General features: G+C 59.4%; 14 protein-coding genes and 1 pseudogene. 7 read left to right on the top strand and 8 right to left on the bottom strand.

The window, feature by feature from the left end; all coding sequences use genetic code 11:
* Positions 1 to 27 precede the first annotated feature (27 nt).
* Positions 28 to 690, top strand: coding sequence for a YggS family pyridoxal phosphate-dependent enzyme (locus ASD50_RS10305; protein WP_056240105.1), 663 nt, complete (start codon positions 28 to 30; stop codon positions 688 to 690).
* Between the two features lie 74 nt (positions 691 to 764).
* Here the strand turns inward: ASD50_RS10305 and ASD50_RS10300 are convergent, their stop codons facing one another.
* Both ASD50_RS10300 and ASD50_RS10295 read right to left on the bottom strand, forming a co-directional pair.
* Positions 765 to 1,871 carry a branched-chain amino acid ABC transporter substrate-binding protein gene (locus ASD50_RS10300; RefSeq protein WP_056240175.1) on the bottom strand — a complete coding sequence of 369 codons (1,107 nt, stop codon included), beginning with the start codon at positions 1,869 to 1,871 and terminating at the stop codon, positions 765 to 767.
* 222 nt (positions 1,872 to 2,093) lie between these two features.
* On the bottom strand, positions 2,094 to 2,366 hold the full coding sequence (locus ASD50_RS10295; protein ID WP_056240102.1) for an usg protein: 273 nt from the start codon (positions 2,364 to 2,366) through the stop codon (positions 2,094 to 2,096).
* Positions 2,367 to 2,650: 284 nt separating this feature from the next.
* On the opposite strand from ASD50_RS10295, the gene acs reads away from it, so the two are divergent.
* Positions 2,651 to 4,612, top strand: a complete 1,962-nt coding sequence (gene acs / locus ASD50_RS10290) for an acetate--CoA ligase (RefSeq protein WP_056240100.1) — start codon at positions 2,651 to 2,653, stop codon at positions 4,610 to 4,612.
* A 108-nt stretch (positions 4,613 to 4,720) separates the two neighbouring features.
* Positions 4,721 to 5,467 (top strand): MOSC domain-containing protein, encoded by a 747-nt coding sequence (locus tag ASD50_RS10285; protein WP_056240172.1) that lies wholly within the window; start codon positions 4,721 to 4,723, stop codon positions 5,465 to 5,467.
* A gap of 327 nt (positions 5,468 to 5,794) precedes the next feature.
* Here the strand turns inward: ASD50_RS10285 and ASD50_RS10280 are convergent, their stop codons facing one another.
* The 5 genes and pseudogenes from ASD50_RS10280 to ASD50_RS10265 all read right to left on the bottom strand — a co-directional run bounded on the left by ASD50_RS10280 (position 5,795) and on the right by ASD50_RS10265 (position 9,237).
* A complete protein-coding gene (locus ASD50_RS10280) occupies positions 5,795 to 6,934 on the bottom strand; it encodes a hypothetical protein (RefSeq protein WP_320410604.1) in 1,140 nt (379 codons plus the stop codon).
* Between the two features lie 114 nt (positions 6,935 to 7,048).
* A pseudogene (locus tag ASD50_RS24160) lies at positions 7,049 to 7,219 on the bottom strand (TadE/TadG family type IV pilus assembly protein); the annotation flags it as partial.
* Positions 7,220 to 7,524: 305 nt separating this feature from the next.
* On the bottom strand, positions 7,525 to 7,980 hold the full coding sequence (locus ASD50_RS10275; RefSeq protein WP_056240097.1) for a thermonuclease family protein: 456 nt from the start codon (positions 7,978 to 7,980) through the stop codon (positions 7,525 to 7,527).
* A gap of 56 nt (positions 7,981 to 8,036) precedes the next feature.
* Positions 8,037 to 8,906: a transglutaminase-like domain-containing protein gene (locus ASD50_RS10270; protein WP_056240094.1), complete on the bottom strand. Its 870-nt coding sequence runs from the start codon at positions 8,904 to 8,906 to the stop codon at positions 8,037 to 8,039.
* A 112-nt stretch (positions 8,907 to 9,018) separates the two neighbouring features.
* Positions 9,019 to 9,237, bottom strand: a complete 219-nt coding sequence (locus ASD50_RS10265; RefSeq protein WP_056240091.1) for a DUF1674 domain-containing protein — start codon at positions 9,235 to 9,237, stop codon at positions 9,019 to 9,021.
* Positions 9,238 to 9,339: 102 nt separating this feature from the next.
* Between ASD50_RS10265 and htpX the strand changes: the two genes are divergently transcribed.
* The 4 genes from htpX (at position 9,340) to purH (ending at position 15,322) form a co-directional block, all read left to right on the top strand.
* A complete protein-coding gene (gene htpX / locus ASD50_RS10260; RefSeq protein WP_056240088.1) occupies positions 9,340 to 10,347 on the top strand; it encodes a zinc metalloprotease HtpX in 1,008 nt (335 codons plus the stop codon).
* Positions 10,348 to 10,415: 68 nt separating this feature from the next.
* Positions 10,416 to 11,729: an RsmB/NOP family class I SAM-dependent RNA methyltransferase gene (locus ASD50_RS10255; RefSeq protein ID WP_244484477.1), complete on the top strand. Its 1,314-nt coding sequence runs from the start codon at positions 10,416 to 10,418 to the stop codon at positions 11,727 to 11,729.
* A gap of 156 nt (positions 11,730 to 11,885) precedes the next feature.
* Entirely contained in the window at positions 11,886 to 13,610 is a 1,725-nt protein-coding gene (locus ASD50_RS10250) for a heparinase II/III family protein (RefSeq protein WP_056240081.1), read from the top strand.
* A gap of 95 nt (positions 13,611 to 13,705) precedes the next feature.
* Complete coding sequence (gene purH / locus ASD50_RS10245) at positions 13,706 to 15,322, top strand: bifunctional phosphoribosylaminoimidazolecarboxamide formyltransferase/IMP cyclohydrolase (RefSeq protein WP_056240079.1); 1,617 nt, start codon at positions 13,706 to 13,708, stop codon at positions 15,320 to 15,322.
* 8 nt (positions 15,323 to 15,330) lie between these two features.
* Here the strand turns inward: purH and ASD50_RS10240 are convergent, their stop codons facing one another.
* Positions 15,331 to 16,704 (bottom strand): MFS transporter, encoded by a 1,374-nt coding sequence (locus ASD50_RS10240; protein WP_056240076.1) that lies wholly within the window; start codon positions 16,702 to 16,704, stop codon positions 15,331 to 15,333.
* Positions 16,705 to 16,718: the final 14 nt, after the last annotated feature.

Here is a 16,718-nt window from a genome sequence, read left to right as displayed (position 1 = left end):
GCACATTCGGAACGACAGGAACATGATATGGGCAATGCGGTCGAACAACTTGCGCTGGTCAAAGCCAAGATTGCGGACGCAGAACGCCAAGCCGACCGCACGGCCGGCTCCGCTACGTTGGTCGCCGTATCCAAGACCTTCGATGCCGAAACGATTCGCCCTGTGATCGAAGCCGGCCAGCGCGTATTCGGCGAAAATCGCGTACAGGAAGCGCAGGGCAAGTGGCCTGCCCTCAAAGGCAATTTTCCCGGTATTGAGCTGCACTTGATCGGCCCACTCCAATCCAACAAGGCAAAGGAGGCGGTTGCCCTGTTCGACGTTATCGAAACAGTCGACCGCGAAAAGATCGCTGCCGAACTGGCCAAGGAAATGGCCAGGCAGAGCCGCACGCTCAAGCTCTACGTCCAGGTCAATACGGGTTCGGAGCCTCAAAAGGCCGGCATAGAACCGACAGAGGCGGTCGGTTTCGTCCAGCGTTGCCGTGACACCCATGGCCTCGCCATCGAGGGGCTGATGTGCATTCCGCCGGCCGACGAAAATCCCGGTCCCCACTTCGCCCTGTTGGAAAAGCTGGCGCGCGAAGCGGATGTCGGCAAGCTTTCGATGGGCATGTCGGGTGACTATGAACTGGCGATCGCCTTTGGCGCCACCAGCGTGCGTGTCGGCTCGGCGATCTTCGGCAGTCGCTAGCAGCAAAATCCTGCCGCGCAAAAGAAAAGGCCGGAGCGAGACGCCCCGGCCTTTTCTACAAGTTTGCGGTAGGCTTACTCCGCCGAAACGATCTTGCCGCCTTCCCACTTGAACAGCGAGAAGCTCGGCGAGGTGAGATCGCCGTTCTCGCCGTAGGTCAGCTTGCCGATGGCAGTCGCAATCGGCTCACCCGACTTCAGCGCGGTCGCAACGGCAGCAGTATCGTCGGCCTTGCCGGCCTTCTCAATGCCCGCCTTGATGACCTCGACGGCAGCGTAGGCGTTGAGCGTGAAGGCCTCCGGCGGAATACCCTTGTCCTTCAGGACCGCCACGGCATCGGCAGAATCCGCGTTCTTCAGCGCATCGGATGCGTTGGTGAAGATTGTGCCGGCAGCCGCTTCATTGCCGATCGCCCAGAACTCCGTGTTGGACAGGCCCTCGCCGCCGATGATGGTTGCCTTGACGCCTGCATCGGCAAGCTGGCGGGCAAGCAGGCCACCCTCGGGGTGATAGCCGCCGAAATAGATCACCTCGACATTGTCGGCCTTGAGACGCGTGACCAGCGCCGAGAGATCCTTCTCGCCCGGGTTGAGCGAATTGTAGGCAACCTCGGTAACGCCGCCTGCATTGATGGCCGCTTTGAAGGCATCGGCGAGACCTTTGCCGTAGGTAGCCTTGTCATGGATCACGGCAATGCGCTTGTCCTTTAGGTTCTTGAGCACATAGGCGGCGGCAACCTCGGCCTGCTGGTCATCGCGGCCGCAGGTGCGCAGCACGTTGGTGAGGCCACGCGCAGTAAGATCCGGCGCCGTGGCGGTCGGTGTCACCATCAGGATGCCGTTCTCGGCAAATACGTCCGATGCCGGGATGGCAACGCCGGAGGTGACCGGACCGACGACGTAGTGCACGCCGTCGCCAACAAGCAAGTTGGCAGCGGAAACGCCCTGCTTGGGATCGCCGGCATCATCGGCGAGCTTCAGCACGACTTGCTCGCCAAGGATGCCGCCTTTCGCGTTGATGGTATCCACGGCAGCCTGTGCGCCGTTCTTGACCTGGTCGCCGTATGCCGCGACAGGGCCGGTGAGAGGGGCGACAAGGCCGATGACGATATCAGCCTGCGCAACGGTTGCAAAAGCGAGCGATGCGATCATCGCAACGCCGGCTAAAAGCTTGTTTTTCATGGCTTTCTCCTTCTTTCGCGAACCAAGGGGTTCAGCGAATTCTGGTCGAGCCATAACCCTTGCGATCCGCCTTGGCAATCGACCCAGAGTGACGCAACGCACATCAATGGTTGTGCCAGCAGGAAGGCAGCCGAAAAAGACAGTATCAGCTACCCGCGCCCAGGCGCCGGCATTCCGGCTCGTGCTGATGTCCTGCGAAAATGCCTGCGGAATGTCTTGCCGTCAGTGCAGCAAAAACTCGCCGTCCACCTTTCGCCACTCGTTCGGGCCAATCAGCGCCTTATGCGTATAGCTCACCGAGTGTAGCGGCCCTTCGAGCTTTGCTTTCCAGAACTCGATAAACTTCACCAGCACCGGAAACTTCGGCGCGATATCGTAGTCCTGCCATATGAAGGTTTGCAACAAATGGGGGTGATCGGGAAAGTGGTAGAGGATCTTTGCCGTCGTCAGCCCGTAGCCCTTCAGCATCAGTTCCAGTTCGCCTTGGTCACGCATGGTTGCCTCACAACGTGTACCTGCCTGCGCAAACTGTGCGCCCACATGGTTAATCGTTCGTTGAAACGCACGACCAGCGGGTTTTGTTGCCGTCAAGTCGGTAGCTTGGGAGATTTCGTGCCGGACGCTGCACGGTGTACGATTCTTGCGACATACTGCGATGCAACCGAACGTCTAATATTGCCGATTGAACTGAACTGTTAATAATGCCACATCGTCGCGGCGCGAGACCCTCGTCATCGTCCCGCAACCCCAGATAGCAGATTTCGGGAGGAAAGCAGGCAATGTCCGACGTTCATGTCCACCGTGTACAACCCGGCTGGAAGAAGAATGCGCTGATCGACAACGACACCTATTTGAAGTGGTATGCCGACAGCGTGAAGAACCCGGACAAATTCTGGAGCAAGCACGGCAAGCGCATCGACTGGTTCAAGCCCTACACCAAGGTCAGGAACGCCTCCTTCGACGGCAAGGTCTCGATCAAGTGGTTCGAGGATGGGCTGACCAACGTCTCCTACAACTGCATCGACCGACACCTGAAGAAGCGCGGCAACCAGGTCGCCATCATCTGGGAAGGCGACAATCCCTATGACGGGAAGAAGGTCACCTACAACGAGTTGCACGAGCATGTCTGCCGCTTCGCCAACGTGTTGAAGAAGCACGGCGTCAAGAAGGGCGACCGCGTCACCATCTACATGCCGATGATCCTGGAGGCGGCCTATGCGATGTTCGCCTGCACCCGCATCGGCGCCATCCATTCCGTCGTGTTCGGCGGCTTCTCGCCCGACGCGCTTGCAGGGCGCATCGTCGACTGCAAGTCGAACTTCGTCATCACCGCCGACGAAGGCCTGCGCGCCGGCAAGCATATCCCCTTGAAGGACAATACCGACAAGGCCATCGAGATCGCCGCCAAGGAAGGCATCAAGGTCGACAAGGTCGTCGTGGTGCACCGCACCGGCGGCAAGATCGACTGGACCGAAGGCCGCGACGTCTGGCTGCACCAGGAAGCGGCTTCTGTGAAGCCCGACTGCAAGCCCGAGAAGATGAAGGCGGAAGACCCGTTGTTCATCCTCTACACGTCAGGCTCGACCGGCAAGCCGAAGGGTGTGCTGCACACCACCGGCGGCTACCTCGTCTACGTGTCGATGACCCACCAGTACATCTTCGACTACCACGATGGCGACGTCTACTGGTGCACCGCTGACGTCGGCTGGGTGACGGGCCACTCCTACATCCTCTACGGCCCGCTCGCCAACGGCGCGACGACGCTGATGTTCGAGGGCGTGCCGAACTATCCGACGCCGTCGCGCTTCTGGGAAGTCGTCGACAAGCACAAGGTCAATATCTTCTACACCGCGCCGACCGCCATCCGGGCGCTGCGCGGCGCGGGCGACGAGTGGGTCAAGACGTCGTCGCGCAAGTCGTTGCGCATCCTGGGTTCGGTCGGCGAGCCGATCAATCCGGAAGCCTGGGAATGGTACTACAACGTCGTCGGCGAGAAGAAGTGCCCGGTGGTCGACACCTGGTGGCAGACCGAGAACGGCGGCATCCTGATCGCCCCGCTGCCCGGTGCAACCGACTTGAAGGCAGGCTCGGCAACGCGACCCTTCTTCGGCATCGTGCCGGAGATCGTCGATGGCGACGGCAATGTCATCGAGGGCGAGGGCAGCGGCAACCTGTGTATCAAGCATCCCTGGCCGGGCATGATGCGCACCGTGTTCGGCGACCACGACCGCTTCGTTCAGACCTATTTCTCGACCTACAAGGGCAAGTACTTCACCGGCGACGGCTGCCGGCGCGACGGCGACGACTACTACTGGATTACCGGCCGCGTCGACGACGTCATCAACGTGTCCGGCCATCGCATGGGCACGGCGGAAGTCGAGTCGGCGCTGGTTGCCCATGACAAGGTCTCTGAGGCGGCAGTCGTCGGCTATCCGCACGACATCAAGGGACAGGGCATCTATTGCTACGTCACGCTGGCCGAAGGCGAGACGCCGAGCGAAGGGCTGCGCAAGGAACTGATCGCCCATGTGCGCAAGGAGATCGGAGCCATCGCCACGCCGGACAAGATCCAGTTCGCGCCCGGCCTGCCCAAGACCCGCTCGGCCAAGATCATGCGCCGCATCCTGCGCAAGATTGCCGAAGACGAATACACCTCGCTGGGCGATACCTCGACACTGGCCGACCCCACCGTCGTCGACGACCTCATTGCCAACAGGCAGAACAAGAGGGAAAGTGCCTAGAGACCTCCCTGCAGGGGCGCAAAGCGGTTTCGCTTTCGCTATTGCGGGAAGCAGAAGGCAGGGCATTGGGGGCTCGCTCCTCCAATGCTCTATATATTGAAGGCAACAATGACCGACCTCGGGCATGTCAGGGAATTGTGGCGCTACCCTGCCAGCTCGCTTGGCGGGGAATTCTTGGGCAAAATGGCCGTCGGCACGAGCGGAGCCGACGGCGACAGGCTTTTCGGCCTGATCGATCTGGCAAACGGCGAAATTGCTCGCCCGGATACCGTGGCCAGATGGCAAAAGGTACCGCACATCCTCGCCAGACTAAGGTCGGACCGATCGCTGGAAGTCTTGGTGCCAGGAACCGACACATGGATGCCGGCGCCAACCAGGGAAACTGATGCAATCATATCAGACTATCTCGGCTTCGGCACTGCCATCCGACCCTTTGAGAAAACGCCGGCGCCCGGCTATGCCGGCGCCTTCACAAAGCCGCGCTATGACAAGGCGCCGATCCATCTTCTAACAACCGCTTCACTGGCAAGACTGCAGGCGCTTCATCCGACCGGCAATATTGATACAAGGCGATTTCGCCCAAGCGTTCTGGTCGACATTCCCGAGATAGATGGCTCGTTTCCCGAAACAGAATGGATGGGACGCAGAATCTCCATCGGCCCGGTCGAGTTGACAATAGTAGAACCGTGCCGCCGGTGCGGCTTTACAATCATAGCCCAGGAAGGGATCGATCACGATCCAAATATCTTGCGCACGCTCGTTCGCCACAACAGGCACAACTTCGGCGTCTATTGCCGTGTCGACCACACGGGGGACATTGGCATCGGCGACGCTATGCGCCTGCTGCCGTCATAAGAGGTATGCCTCGGAAACCCGCGCTCGCCGCCGTCCTCTTGCAATCGCCGGCGACGCACCCCATCATGTGGTTGTGTTCAACCAATTGAAAGGAGGTGATCCGATGTCGAGTGATTTCGTTTCCATGCGTTTGATCCCGGCGGATCGCCTTTGCGGGGAGCAATCTCTCCGTTAAGTGCTGAACCGCGTGGCGAAGGGTTCTTCGGGAACCCGTCACGGGCTGCGCACTGGACGAAGACACGGAAAGGCCGCCTGCTTCGAAAGAAGCGGCGGCCTTTTTGCTTGTCTGGCTCTGTCCCCGGCCGCGCAAGCTCCGCGCCCACTAACCTATTGGGTCAAAGCCAACCTTTCGGTGTTGGCAATGATTTCCCTGAACGCCGCGTCCAGTTCAGGTCCGGTCGAGACGTCGAAGAAGTGTTTGATGACTGATGTGTCCTTGGTGGCGCAATTCCGCAGCACCGCCCTAGCCTCATCCTGCTCCTTGTTGCTCAAGGCAAAACCAATCGTGTAGACCTCGATGCCGTCGCGCTTCATGTTAGCGCAGACGCTTTCGGCATATATGCGGGCCCTGGTTCCCTGATAATTCTGAGGTTGGTTCCGAGAGTCATTGCTAACAGGAACACCGGCGAACGCGGTGTTGAACTGGCCATCGGTCATCAGGATCGCAACCTTACCAACCTTGTCCTTGTTGTAGTCGGCCGGGCCGTCGCCGGCACCAGCGCTTTGAATGGCGTCGCGCCACCTCGGCGACAGCATGTAATAGCCCCATTGAGCAGCGATGCCMCCTGCCGTGACTCCGTCGGCGGCGAAGGCACTGATTGTGTCGAGCAATTTCTGCTTGTCCGCCGTCAGGGGAATGAGCTCAGCCTTGGGACATTTGGTGCCGATCACTACGCCGCGTCCATCCTTAACGAGCGAGATGCGGTCGTCGCGATTAACCTTCGCGGTGTAGATGTTACCAGCGTTGTCGCGGCGTTGACTATAGGGGCCGTCATCGGTGAAGTCCGCTGCCCCGTCCTTGTCCTTGCGTTCGGTAGCGCATTTGTCTAGCCGCGTCGAACTGACACCCGATACCAGAACCGGTTGACTGTCTGGGGGTGGAAGATCCGGACCGCCCTTCTGTTCGACGAACACGCTATCGGCCAACGGTCCAGTGTTGACCGCCTCTGCATAGGGAATTATGGCGGCGCGCACGCGCGGATTAGTGGGACTCTGGTTTCTGAATAGGGCCTCGACGGCATTCTGGGCAGCGATTTTCAGATCCTTGATTTTCTGGCCACCCATCGAACCGGTGATATCGAGCATCATCGCAACTTCGATGTGCTTGTCGGAGTAGACGGCGGCACCGGTGTTGTGGATGCGCTTGACGTTGTTCTGCCCAAACAACGCGAAATACAACGGCACATCGACATAGGCACTGGCCGTAACCGTTTTGGCTGCCTTGTCGATGACCAGCTTGTCGAGCACGATCTTGTCATAAGGCAAGGCACCGCCTGAGCTGTTGGCGGTAAGGAATGCAGACACACGCTTGCGTGCTTCCTCTTCTGTTGCCGAACCAGTGGTAAGGTCACGCGCAGTGGAAGTGACTGCCGTATCAACGGCGTTCTGCAAAGCGGACTTGGCGTTCATGAGCTGGGCCGTATCGACGCCGAAGCCGACAGCCAGAGCAAGAACGGCGACTACCATGCCAAAGATAATAGCGAAATTGCCGCGTCGATCCGCCCCAAAACGCACTGCCGATCGACCTATCATCCAAAACCGCCACATTGCCCTGCCTCCAAATGACACGGCATCGATTGCCGTTGCCTGGTGCATTGCAGGATTCTGGCCGATTGCAGCCAGTCCATGCACCGACAGGAGGCGCAACTCACCAACCCATTGTTTTTATTGGTATTCGCTCGCACGGATGGTAAAAGCCGTGTAAACGTCTTTGCCAGGTCGCATGGATCTTTACTGAGCGCTTACCATCTCTTGCGTCACCGTCGATCGGTGCATTTGAAACTGCCCATTCCGGGACACCATTGCATGTGTCGAAACGGGGCACGTATCGAAACGGGTCAGTCGCACCACCCCACCCGCTTGCCGCAGCCATAAGGTCTGACCAGGCTGCGCATAATCATTTCCCTGGCAACCTCTTTCCCGTTTGCTGCAACGACATCTGCCAGGACGCGACCGTAGTATTTTGCCCCGGCGATATTCGAAATCCGGATTGGTTCGGCACCAAGGATATCCGCAAGCCCGTCTCGGGCGCGCAGAGCCGCATCGTGCTCTGTTGGGCATTGGCTTTTCATCTCCGGCGCATCGATACCGCGAATTCGAATGTTTATCCGCAGGGATTGGCCCGGCCAAACCAGGGCGTCCGCCAGGAAAGTATCTCCATCAATGACATCGACTACATTCGCCTCAACGGGGCCGTGAAACATCTTGGCAGCGCGAACTGGCGAAGTGAGTGAAAGCCCTATCGCCGCCAACAATGCGGCAGCGACGAATTGAAAGGTGTTGAGCGATTCCATACAAGGAAATTATTCCTATAAATGTCCTTGTGCAAGCGCAGATTCGCAACTGGTTCCTATGTAAGGGCCTCCACCCCTACCGTTCTGTCTATGCCATGAAACGGAGGCGACGCCGGATGGCTGTCCTGCTCGTAGGTCCACACTTTGAAAAGACTGAGCCTATGCGGCCCGAAGCTGTGCAGCAATGGAACGTCGGTGGCGTCACGCCCACGCGCAACCACGATCCGACCGACACGCGGCACGTTGTGCCGAGCATCGAACGTGTACCATTTGCCGTCGAGGAACACCTCGAGCCACGCGGAGAAATCCATCGGCGCCGGATCTGCCGGCACGCCGATATCGCCGAGATACCCGTTAACATAGCGAGCTGGAATGTTCATGCAGCGGCATAGCGTAATCGCGAGATGCGCGAAATCCCGACACACCCCGACCCGCTCCTCGTGGGCTTGCGCAGCCGTCCTTGTAGCACGCGCATAGCCATACCCGAACGAAAGCCGGTTGTGCACGTAGTCGACGATTGCCTGTACCCTGGCCCATCCAGAAGGGATCCCTCCGAACAACTGCCAGGCAAGGTTGCTCATATGATCGGTTTCACAGTAGCGGCTGCCGAGAAGGAAACCGAGTGTCTCGTTCGGCAGATCCTGCACCGGCATTTCGTTGGCCAAGGTGTTAACCTCGTCAGGAAGGCCGGAATCCTGAATGATCGCGTCATACATGATGCGGAAACTGCCCGCAGGCGCCATGAAACGGCGGCAGGTATTTCCATAGATATCGAAATAGAGGGTGCTTGGAACTTCCGGCGACGTCAGCACCTCTGTCTGGCGCTCTATATCGCCCTGTCGCCCCTTGTCGATTTCGAGCATCGATACGATGGGCGTGTCCTGATCGCATTCGACAGCGATTTCATAGCCAAGCCGTATCAGCATCGCAGAACCTCGTAGCGTCGATTGTCAGAGAGGAAAGTCCATCTCTGCAACGCGGCGTGAGGTCGATGGTTCCCGATGAGCTAAACACATTCATCGAGATCGCACATAGGCTTCAGAAATCTGCCGTCAGGCCCTTTACTTCCCAATCGCCGTATCGGCCGGGCTCCATGCCGCCACGCCCACCCAGTTCCTTGGGTCGCGCTGCTTCTGCCGCAACATATTGCTTGCGCCTCGCTTCTGCCTCGGCAAGCGCCCGCTCCGCGGCCGCCGGCAGCTTCTTTTGCACGTTCGAGCCACCCTTTTGGGTCAACCTGCTGTTTTCCTCAGTCATGCCATCTGCCCATGCATTGAAACGCCGCAAACTCTCTCCCATCATATAGCGGAACCAGTGCGCAGGATCGACCCTTTCCGCATTGGCAAAACGGAGCAGACGATGAACACACTTCGTACCGCCATGCTTCTTGCCGCCATGACTGCGCTTTTCATGGGTGTAGGCTACATGATCGGCGGATCGAGCGGCATGATGATAGCGCTCGTCATAGCTGCAGCCACAAACCTGTTCAGCTACTGGAACGCCGACAAGATGGTGCTGGCCATGCATCGCGCCATCGAAGTCGATGAAAAGAACGCACCGGAATTCTACGCGATCGTTCGCGAACTGGCTTCCCGCGCCGGTCTGCCGATGCCTCGTACATATATCATAGATACGCCCCAGCCGAACGCCTTCGCTACCGGGCGCAACCCGGAAAATGCTGCGGTCGCAGCCTCAACCGGTTTGTTGGAGCGGCTTTCGCATGAAGAGGTCGCAGCCGTCATGGCACACGAACTCGCTCATGTGCAGAACCGCGATACCCTGACCATGACAATTGTTGCAACTCTGGCCGGCGCCATTTCCATGCTTGGAAACTTTGCGTTCTTCTTCGGCGGCAATCGCGACAACAACAACCCGCTCGGCTTCGTTGGCGTCCTGATCGCCATGATCGTGGCTCCGTTTGCCGCGATGATCGTACAGATGGCGGTAAGCCGCACCCGCGAATATGCGGCGGACCGGCGTGGTGCGGAAATATGCGGACATCCGCTTTGGCTAGCTTCCGCCCTTGACAAGATCGCCCGAACCGCAGAACGCATTCCCAATGCCGAGGCGGAGCGAAGCCCCGCGACAGCTCATCTTTTTATCATCAATCCGCTTTCCGGCGAACGCATGGACAATCTGTTCTCCACCCACCCCGCCACTGCCAACCGCATCGCCGCACTGCAAGCGATGGCTACGGAAATGGCTGAGCAGCCTATCCCGCAGGAGCGTGCGACGCAGCCACAGCGCACAGACGAGGATAAGGGGCCGTGGGGCGGCACAGCGCGTCCCGAAACTGAGCAAACACCGGAACCGAAAGCCAATCCCTGGGGCCGCAATCCAACAGGGCCAAAAGGTCCTTGGAATTGACCAGCCAAAACGCACCGTTGCAAAGACGCTTCCCACGGCAAAAACATGACAACGGCCCGACCACAAATGTGCCCGGTCTTGCTGCGCGCAAGGCAGCGGCACGTCTGCTTGCAGCTGTCATCGATGCGCACACCCCACTGGACGGACTGACCGACAACGAGCATGGCCATCCACAGTATATGTCGCTGGATATGCGCGACCGCGCACTGGTTCGCGCCATCCTTGCAACCGCCCTTCGCCATCGCGTTACCATCGGCAACCTGATTTCCCACAGGCTCGACAAGCCGTTGCCGGCAAACGCCACGGCCCTCTCTCACATACTACACGTCGCAGCGGCGCAGGTTCTGTTCCTGGACATACCAGATAGCGCAGCCGTGGATCTGGCCGTTACGCATGCAAAATCCGACCCCCGCACCGTCCGGTTTTCAGGGCTGGTCAACGCCCTGCTGCGAGCCTTGGTCCGCGCCAAGGAAACGGAACTTGCCAAGACGTTGGCGGCAACCGACGACGCGCCGGAGTGGTTCCTCTCAAAATTGATCGAGGCATATGGCCTCGACGAAGCGCGCTCCATCCTCGCGGCACATCGCCTGGAAGCGCCGGTCGACATAACCGTGAAGTCGAGCCCGGAAATGTGGGCCGAACGTCTCGGCGGCGTCGTATTGCCAACAGGCTCGGTTCGATTGGAAAAGCTGACTGCTGCCGTAACCGAATTACCGGGTTTCAAAGAGGGCGCCTGGTGGGTGCAAGACACGGCCGCTAGCTTGCCAGCTCGCTTGCTTGGCGACATCAGGGGGCTAAGCGTTGCCGACCTTTGCGCAGCGCCTGGCGGCAAGACGGCGCAACTCATCCTTGCCGGAGCCAGCGTCACCGCCATGGATACGTCCAAAAGCCGGTTGGCAAGGCTGCGTCAGAACCTTGAGCGACTTAGCCTGTCCGCCGACGTTGTCCAGGCTGACCTCCTGAAATTCCAACCGGAGAAGCCGTTCGATGCAGTGCTGCTTGACGCGCCATGCTCATCGACCGGCACGGTTCGGCGGCATCCGGACGTACCGTGGACAAAAACGCCCGATGACATTGCCAAGCTTGCCGACCTGCAGCGCCGGCTCATCGCCAAGGCTGTGGCAATCACCAAGCCAGGCGGCACGATCGTCTTTTCCAATTGCTCGCTGGACCCATTGGAGGGCGAGGACCTACTTTCAACCTTCCTCACCGAGACGCCTGGGGTTCGCATCGATCCGGTATCAATTTCCGAGGTGGACGGCATTGCGCCTTTCGTAACCGAACAAGGGACTTTGCGCACCACGCCGGCCGGTTTGAACCTAGGTAGCGCCTCACTGTCAGGGCTGGACGGCTTCTTTGCCGCACGCCTGCGCAAAGTTTAGCTTCGCCAAAAGTGAGTCAACCTCAATTTTCCCGCCAGGCGTGCAAATGCATGTGGAAAGCGAACCTACTTATCGCCGTTCCGATTCAATTGGGCCTTCGCATAAGTTCTTGAATCATCTACCCTTGCGCGGGGAATTGGGACATCTGGAGGATCATTGGCTGCCGCTGCCATCAACACGACGCGCCTATGGGCGCTCGTCGCGCGCGAGTTTTGGCGTAAAGCACGTCGACGCTTGCGCGCGGGCCCGGCTTACCGTTGGCGATACTCCGGGCGCACGCCGGAACGTGTACTGATTGCGCCACCCGACCTGCGGCTAGCCGACCCCCAGATTGCGCTCGAAATCTACTATGGCCGGTATCCGCTATCGGGGCGCTTGGTCGAAACCGGCGGGCAATCGCCGTTTCAGATCGAAGTCGCCAATCGAGGCTGGCAACGCTCCCTGCATGGCTTCCGCTGGCTACGCCATATGCGTGCGGCCGGGACCGAACTGGCGTCGGCCAATGCCCGTGCCCTGGTCTCCGACTGGATCGCGATGCATGGCAGTCATATCAGCGGCATTGCCTGGGACCCGGGAGTAACCTCCAAGCGCATCATCGCGTGGTTGCAGCACTCCTCGGTGGTGCTGCAAGGCGCAGAATTCCCGTTCTATCGAGCTTTTCTGAAATCATTGGCGATCCAGATTCGCTACTTGCGTTCCATCGTCCGCGAAATGCCTGACGGCAAGGACCGGCTCAGAGCCCGTATCGCACTGGCTTTTGCGGCACTATCGCTGCCAACGCCGGCCTCTGCATTGCGCGCGGCGACCCGTAACCTCAGTGAAGAACTTGACCGCCAGATCCTTCCCGACGGTGGTCATGTTTCCCGCAATCCATTGACAGTTCTCGAAATCCTGGCGGACCTGCTGCCTCTGCGGCAAACCTACGCCAACCAAGCGGAAGCGCCACCCGCAGCATTGATGGGTGCGATAGATCGCATGTTGCCGGCACTACGTTTCTTCCGTCATCAGGACGGCAGTCTGGCCCGCTTCAATGGCATGGGCGCAACCATCCATGACCGCATCGCTGCGATCCTGCGCCATGACGACACGGCTGGCGCCCCGCTGCTACACGCGCCGCATTCCGGCTACGAACGCCTATCCATGGGTGATGTGACAGTTATCGCCGACACCGGCGCCCCGCCACCGCCAGACTTGTCCACAACGGCTCACGCCGGGTGCCTCTCCTTCGAATTGTCGTCGGGCCGGCAGCATTTCATCGTCAATGCCGGAGTGGACACCTATGGCGATCCCGAATTCCGGCCCTTGGCGCGGGCCACTGCGGCTCACTCCACGGCGACGTTGAACGATACCTCATCGGCACGCTTCAGCCATTCGCCACGCGTGAGTAATCTTGTTGGCTCCCCTCTCGTTGGAGGTCCACGCAACGTGCCCTGCCATCGTGACGATGGTCAGGACCACCAGGGTTTTACAGCCAGCCACGACGGCTACGTCCATCGTTTCGGGATTGTTCATGAACGCGCATTGACATTGTCCAATAGAGGCAACTTGTTGGAAGGCAGGGACCGTTTCCTGCGTCCGGGAGGCGAGGTGGCCAACAACAATGGCCGCGACTTCGTGACCGTTCGTTTTCACCTCCACCCGGAAATCAAGTTGTTCAAGGATAGTGACGACCGTTTGGTGCTAACTGCGGACAATGCCGACAGTTGGGCTTTCGCCTGTGCTGATCCGGTCCCCGAGGTCGAGGAATCAATCTATTTCGCTGGCCTCGGCGGCCCGCGTATAAGCCGGCAGCTCGTTCTGTCATTCAAGGCATCCGAACACTCGCAGATCGAATGGCGACTGACGCGCATCCGCACCGAAGGCCGCCCCAATTGGAATTGAACACTACCGCTGATGCCTTGAAAAGCGGCATAGCCGCTTGATTTACGGGGCTCATGTGTTACGGCCCACCCACTCTCAGATGAAGGGCCACTCCCATGGCAGTCGCCTCCAAGAACATTCCCGCCCCTGACCTCGTGCCGATTCGCCGCGCACTACTGTCGGTTTCCGACAAGACGGGTCTCGTAGACTTTGCTCGCGCACTCGCCCATGCGGGGGTGGAGCTTGTTTCCACCGGCGGCACCGCCAAGGCGATTGCAGAAGCTGGCATCGCGGTGCGGGACGTGTCTGAACTTACGGGCTTTCCCGAGATTATGGATGGCCGTGTCAAGACCCTGCATCCGGCGATTCATGGCGCGCTGCTTGGTGTGCGTGACGACCCCGAACACGCGCAGGCAATGCACAAGTACAAGATCGAGCCGATCGATCTCGTCGTCGTCAATCTCTATCCCTTCGAAACAGTTCGCCAATCGGGCGCTGACTACCCAGCAATCGTAGAGAACATTGATATCGGCGGCCCGGCGATGGTGCGCGCTTCGGCGAAGAACCATGCCTATGTGACCACAGTTACCGATCATGAAGACTATGCACCCTTGTTGAACGCGCTTGAAATGAACTTCGGCTCTCTCTCACTCGATTTTCGCAGGAAGCTGGCAGCAAAAGCATTCGCACGCACGGCTGCCTATGATTCGGCGATCTCGGGCTGGTTTGCCGAAACGCTCGACATCGAGCACCCGACATGGCGCGCCTTCGGCGGCAAGCTGGAAACGGTGATGCGCTACGGCGAAAATCCACATCAGTCTGCCGGCTTCTATGTTACGGGCGAGAAGCGTCCGGGCGTTGCGACTGCCCGCCAAATGCAGGGCAAGCAGCTATCCTACAACAACATCAACGACACCGATGCCGCTTTCGAACTCGTGGGTGAGTTCGAGCCGTCCAAATCTGCTGCCGTAGCCATCATCAAGCACGCCAACCCATGCGGCGTAGCCGAGGCGCGCACAACAAAGGACGCCTATTTGAAGGCTCTGGCATGCGATCCGGTTTCGGCATTCGGCGGTATCGTCGCCTTGAACCAGATGCTCGATGCCGAAGCGGCTGAGGAAATCGTCAAGACCTTCACCGAAGTCATCATCGCGCCTGAGGCGACTGACGATGCGATCGACATTGTCGGCGCAAAGAAAAACCTGCGCTTGCTCGTTACCGGTGGGCTGCCAAATCCCCGCACGATTGCAACCACGGTAAAGTCAGTTGCTGGCGGTCTCCTGGTTCAGGGGCGCGACAACGCCGTTGTGGATGACCTCGACCTAAAGATCGTGACCAGACGCGCACCGACCGATGCCGAAATGGCCGACCTCAAATTCGCTTTCCGCGTAGCCAAGCACGTGAAGTCGAATGCCATCGTCTATGTTCGCGGTGGAGCGACGGTGGGCATTGGTGCTGGTCAAATGAGCCGGGTCGATTCCTCGCGGATCGCCGCACGCAAAGCGCAAGACGCTACCGAGGCCGTGGGCCTTGCCGAGCCCCTCACAAAGGGCTCGGTGGTTGCCTCGGATGCATTCTTCCCATTTGCCGATGGACTGATGGCTGCGATCGAAGCCGGTGCGACTGCGGTCATCCAGCCAGGTGGTTCGATGCGCGATGACGACGTCATCGCCGCAGCAGATGCGCATGGCATTGCGATGGTGTTCACGGGTGTGAGGCACTTCCGGCACTGACTGATTTCTTACTCCACCTTGTCTGCAGGATATGGCGTTCCCGCCAGGAGCCACATGCCGCCGACAAGGAAGAAGATGATGACCGCCATGCCGAGCGCGGGCGATCCGCTAACGGCAGTAATGGTGGCGACCAGAAAGGGCGCAGCAAAGCTCGTTGCCCGTCCGGCCAGCGCATAGATGCCGAAATAGCGGCCAGATTCGGCCGCCGTCACCGACCGCGCCATGTAGGATCGGGACGATGCCTGCACCGGTCCGAATGCGAAACCAATCAAAAGCCCGTATAGGATGTAGGCCTTTTCGGCAGCCGTGCCGAACAGCGAACCGGAATCCGTTGCCGGCAACGGCAGCGCTCCGAACAGGGTAAAGCCCGGACCTGTCGAGACAATACCCACGGTGGCGATCGACAAAAGCACCAGCGAGATCATCACCACCACCTTAGACCCCAACCTTGTGTCGAGACGAGCCGCGATCCAGCAGCCGAAAATGGCGACAATGTTGAGGATGATGCCGTAGACGCCGATCTCGGTGATGGACCATCCGAACATCGCCGCCGCAAATGCGCCACCTAGCGCCAGAAGCGCATTGACCCCGTCCTGGTAGACCATGCGAGCGACTAGAAAGCGCAAAATCCCGCCTCTGCGCCGAGCCTCCGCAAGGGTTGATCTGAGTTCCGCCAACCCTTCGCGGACAGCGGGAGCGATCGCCATGCCTTTGATGGCATCGGGCGTGAAGAAGAACATTGGCAAGATGAAGACGAAGTACCAAAGAGCTGCCAGCGGCCCTGTAGCCCTTGCGTCCTCACCTAGCTTCGGATCAAGACCGAACAGCGGTTCGGCCCCGATGATCGTCTTTCCGGTTTCCGGCGATCCGGCCATCAACGCTACGACAAAGATGAGCGCAATCATGCCGCCGAGGTAGCCAAGACCCCATGCAACGTTGGATATCCTGCCGATATCCTGCTTGGGAACCAGACGTGGCATCATGGAATCGTTGAAGACCGTGGAGAATTCCGCCGCCACCGATGCCAACGAGAACAACAGGACGATCAAGAACAGGCTGGAGCCCGGGGCCGCCAGCCACAGCAGGCAAAGGCATACAATCTTTATTGCCGCGAAGGAGGCGATCCACGGCTTGCGTGGGCCGGTCTGGTCAGCGATGGAACCGAGGACCGGCGACAGGATGGCGATGACGAAACCTGCCGCCGCTATGCCGTAGCCCCATGCAGCCTGCCCGGCCACCGGATCGCTTGCCATGCGCGAGACGAAATAAGGGCCGAAGATGAAAGTGGTGACGACCGTGAAGAACGGTTGAGCTGCCCAGTCGAACAGCATCCACCCCCAGATACCGCGGCCGGATGCCCGCTGCACGCCTTTGTCGGCCATGGTCCCTCCAGTGC

Source organism: Mesorhizobium sp. Root552 (assembly GCF_001427285.1).
Classification (GTDB): Bacteria; Pseudomonadota; Alphaproteobacteria; order Rhizobiales; family Rhizobiaceae; genus Mesorhizobium.
This window is presented reverse-complemented; position numbering and strand designations above follow the sequence as displayed.